6 protein-coding genes are annotated in these 3874 nt (G+C 65.5%); 3 read left to right on the plus strand and 3 right to left on the minus strand.

Features of this window, described 5'->3' with window-relative positions:
• Nucleotides 1-107 precede the first annotated feature (107 nt).
• Genes NUU27_RS25105 through NUU27_RS25115 form a run of 3 tightly spaced genes read left to right on the plus strand, consistent with a single transcriptional unit; the run spans nucleotide 108 to nucleotide 2911 of the window.
• Nucleotides 108-1028 carry an ABC transporter permease gene (locus tag NUU27_RS25105; protein ID WP_257765021.1) on the plus strand — a complete coding sequence of 307 codons (921 nt, stop codon included), beginning with the start codon at nucleotides 108-110 and terminating at the stop codon, nucleotides 1026-1028.
• On the plus strand, nucleotides 1025-1885 hold the full coding sequence (locus NUU27_RS25110; RefSeq protein ID WP_257765022.1) for an ABC transporter permease: 861 nt from the start codon (nucleotides 1025-1027) through the stop codon (nucleotides 1883-1885). The genes NUU27_RS25105 and NUU27_RS25110 overlap by 4 nt, the downstream gene beginning before the upstream one ends.
• Nucleotides 1886-1927: 42 nt before the next feature.
• On the plus strand, nucleotides 1928-2911 hold the full coding sequence (locus tag NUU27_RS25115; protein ID WP_257765023.1) for an ABC transporter substrate-binding protein: 984 nt from the start codon (nucleotides 1928-1930) through the stop codon (nucleotides 2909-2911).
• 46 nt (nucleotides 2912-2957) lie between these two features.
• Here the strand turns inward: NUU27_RS25115 and NUU27_RS25120 are convergent, their stop codons facing one another.
• The 3 genes from NUU27_RS25120 to NUU27_RS25130 form a co-directional block, all read right to left on the minus strand.
• Nucleotides 2958-3218: a BrnA antitoxin family protein gene (locus tag NUU27_RS25120; protein WP_257765024.1), complete on the minus strand. Its 261-nt coding sequence runs from the start codon at nucleotides 3216-3218 to the stop codon at nucleotides 2958-2960.
• The gene (locus NUU27_RS25125) at nucleotides 3169-3450 is read right to left on the minus strand and encodes a BrnT family toxin (protein ID WP_257765025.1); all 282 of its coding nucleotides are present in this window, start codon (nucleotides 3448-3450) and stop codon (nucleotides 3169-3171) included. Before NUU27_RS25125 ends, NUU27_RS25120 begins: the two co-directional genes overlap by 50 nt.
• Nucleotides 3451-3499: 49 nt before the next feature.
• Nucleotides 3500-3874, minus strand: a 375-nt coding sequence (locus tag NUU27_RS25130) for a helix-turn-helix domain-containing protein (protein ID WP_257765026.1), incomplete at its 5' end; no start/stop codon positions are given.

The following is a 3874-nucleotide window of genomic DNA, read 5'->3' on the forward strand; positions in this document are numbered from 1 at the left end:
CTTCTCCCCGCGAGCGGGGAGAAGGTCAGCACGTCAACGTCGATCCCCCCCTCTCCCCGCCTGCGGGGAGAGGGTAAGGGTGAGGGGCGAGCGCCGAGGAGCGTTCCATGAGCGTTGCCCTCACCACCAGCCCCGTCGCACCGTCCCTCCTCCACCGCCTCGCCGCCGGCAAGACGCTGCCCATCCTGATCGTGCTCGGCGCCCTCCTCCTCGTCTGGTACGCCTTCACCATCTACCTGAACGCCCCATGGCAGATCGACGCCTACCAGCGCGCCGGCACGGAATGGACCGCCGCCGATCTTGTCCGCGATGCGATGGCGCAGGAGCGACCGGTCCTTCCGGCGCCGCACCAGGTGCTCGCCGAAATCTGGAAGACCACGGTCGAGACCCGCATCACCTCCAAGCGCAGCCTCCTCTACCATGCGTGGGTGACCCTTTCCTCGACGCTGCTCGGCTTCGTCATCGGCACGGCCCTCGGCGTGCTGATCGCCGTCGGCATCGTCCACAACCGGGCCATGGACAAGTCCGTCATGCCGTGGGTGATCGCCAGCCAGACGATCCCGATCCTGGCCATTGCCCCGATGATCATCGTCGTGCTCAACGCCATCGGCCTGTCGGGCCTGCTGCCCAAGGCGCTCATCTCCACCTATCTTTCCTTCTTCCCCGTCGTTGTCGGCATGGTGAAGGGCTTCCGCAGTCCGGAGACGATCCAGCTCGATCTGATGCGCACCTACAACGCCGGCAGCGCACAGACCTTCTGGAAGCTGCGCTGGCCGTCGGCTCTGCCCTATCTGTTCGCCTCCATGAAGGTGGCAGTCGCCATCGCCCTCGTCGGCGCCATTGTCGGCGAGTTGCCGACCGGCGCCGTGTCGGGTCTCGGCGCGCGCCTGCTGGCCGGCTCCTATTACGGCCAGACGGTGCAGATCTGGGCCGCCCTGTTCATGGCCGCCGGCCTTGCCGCCGCCCTTGTCGGCATCGTCGGCATCGGCCAGCGCATGATCATGGCCCGCATGGGAGAAAGACCATGAACTGGGCCCTGACCGGTGCGCTCCTCTTCTGGGCCGGCGCCTGGGCGCTGAACGAATGGCTGGTCCGGCTGACGCCTCGCTCGGCGGCCGGGCGGCGCGCGCTCGGCGTTCTCGTGCCGGCGATCTTCGGCATCACCCTGCTGGTCGTCTGGGAGGGCGTGGTGCGCGGCTTCCAGATATCGCCGGTGCTGCTGACGCCGCCGAGCGCCATCTGGGCGCGGCTCCTGAACTCGGTTCCAACGCTGTGGGCGGATTTCCAGCAGACGTTCCTGAAGGCCGTCCTGATCGGCTATGCGGCCGGCTGCGGGGCCGGATTCCTGGCGGCGATCGCCATCGATCGCTCGCCCTTCCTGCAGCGCGGCCTGCTGCCGCTCGGCAATTTCGTCTCCGCCCTGCCGATCATCGGCGTTGCCCCCATCATGGTCATGTGGTTCGGCTTCGACTGGCCGTCCAAGGCGGCCGTCGTCGTCATCATGACCTTCTTTCCCATGCTGGTGAACACGGTCCAGGGGCTGGCCACCTCCAGCGCCATCGACCGCGACCTGATGCGCACCTATGCCTCGTCCTATTGGCAGACGCTGTTCAAGCTGCGCCTGCCGGCTGCCGGGCCCTTCATCTTCAACGCGCTCAAGATCAACTCCACGCTGGCGCTGATCGGCGCCATCGTCGCCGAGTTCTTCGGCACGCCCATCGTCGGCATGGGCTTCCGCATCTCCACCGAGGTGGGGCGCATGAACATCGACATGGTGTGGGCCGAGATCGCCGTTGCCGCGCTCGCCGGCTCGCTGTTTTATGGGCTGGTGGCGCTCGTAGAGCGCGCCGTCACATTCTGGCATCCGTCCATGCGGAGTGGATAACCGCGGCCGTCGGAGAACGGCCCAAACATAGAGGGAAACGACATGAAACAGGCAGTGACAGGGATAATCTCCGGCGCGCTCATGCTGGCCGCCTCGCAGGCGCTGGCCGCCGACGAGGTGACCTTGCAGTTGAAATGGGTCACCCAGGCGCAATTCGCCGGCTATTATGTCGCCAAGGACAAGGGCTTCTACGAGGAGGAAGACCTCGACGTCGAGATCAAGCCCGGCGGCCCCGACATCGCCCCGGTGCAGGTATTGGCCGGCGGCGGTGCCGACGTGATGGTGGATTGGCTGCCCTCGGCGCTTGCGGCGCGCGAAAAGGGCGTGCCCGTGGTCAACATCGCCCAGCCCTTCGCCCGCTCGGGCCTCACCATGGTCTGCCGGAAGGAGACCGGCATTGAAAAGCCGGAGGACTTCAAGGGCAAGACGCTCGGCACCTGGTTCTTCGGCAATGAATATCCGCTCTACAGCTGGCTGTCGAAGCTCAACCTGCCGCGCGACGGCTCGGCCGACGGCGTCACCATCCAGAAGATCGGCTTCAACGTCGACCCGTTGCTGCAGAAGCAGGCCGACTGCATCACCGCCATGACCTACAACGAATACTGGCAGGTCATCGACGCCGGCCTCGGCGAGGACGACATCGTCGTCTTCAACTACACCGACGAAGGCGTCGCCACGCTGGAGGACGGCCTCTACGTGCTCGAGGACAAGCTGAAGGACCCGGCCTTCGCCGACAGGATGACGCGCTTCGTCAAGGCCTCCATGAAGGGCTGGCAATGGGCCAGGGAGAACCCGGACGAGGCAGCGATGATCGTCCTCGACAACGACGCGACCGGCGCCCAGACCGAAAAACACCAGAAGCGCATGATGGGCGAGATCGCCAAGCTGCTCGGCGACAGCGCGACGCTCGACGAGGCGGCCTACAAGCAGACGGTGGAGACGCTGCTTCAGGGCGGCTCCGATCCGGTCATCACCAAGGAGCCCGAAGGCGCCTTCACGCACGAGATCACCGAAAAGGCGATGTGATCGCCGGTCCGCACGCCGGAAGGGCGGATAACCGCCCTTCCGAGGGTCACTTGAGCCCAGCCGCCTTGCGCAACACCTCGTTCATGCGGCTCTGCCAACCTGGCCCCGACGCCCTGAACCGCTCCAGCACATCGGCATCGATCCGCAGGGAGACCGCCTTCTTCGGATTCTCCGCAGGTGGCCGGCCACGGCGCACAAGCCGCTCGCCTCGATAGACATCGGCCTGGCGAAAATGGCTTTCCGTGAGTTCAGGGGCGTCATCCGGGTCGTTCCAAGTGCTTTCGCCAGCGTGCTTCTTCCCTTGCATGACAAAACCTCATCGAAATTACGTGACGCGCTTGTCCGCGCTGCGTCCAAACGATCACCACCATCCGGCCACGTAGGAAACCGGCAGAAATGAAGCGCGTCTCGCCATAGTCGAAACGATCATCCTCCAGCACCGTATGCAGACCGGAGAACACCTCGACTGCATCGGCGAAATCCAACGCCCGCTCCAACAGCGTCTTGTCGCGCTTGACCGGGTCGAAGGTGATCTTCATTCTTTTTGTATATACATCAAAAGATCCCGGCCATCAATCCCGTGATCCCTCAAGCCGCCAGCCGCCGCCGTTCCGCCTCTCGATAGGCGCCTGGCGTCGTCCCCGTCTGGCGGCGGAAGAAGCGGTTGAAATAGGCGGGATCCTGGAAGCCGAGCGAATAGGCTATGGCCTGCACCGGTGTTGGTGTGAAGATCAGGTCGCGGCGCGCGGCCTCCAGGAGCCGGCGGGTGATCAACTGCGAAACGCTGGCGCCGGCCCCGCGCCGCGCCAGGCGGTTGAGATGCGCCACCGAAACGCCAACCCGCCCGGCATAGAAGCCGACCGGCCTGTGCTCGCGGAAATGCGTGGAGATGAGCATCTCGAGCGCCTGCATTCGCTGGCTGTCGCGGGTCGCCGCGCCGTGCGGCCGGGGCGTGGCGCGGGC

Source organism: Nitratireductor sp. ZSWI3 (assembly GCF_024655565.1).
Classification (GTDB): Bacteria; Pseudomonadota; Alphaproteobacteria; order Rhizobiales; family Rhizobiaceae; genus Nitratireductor.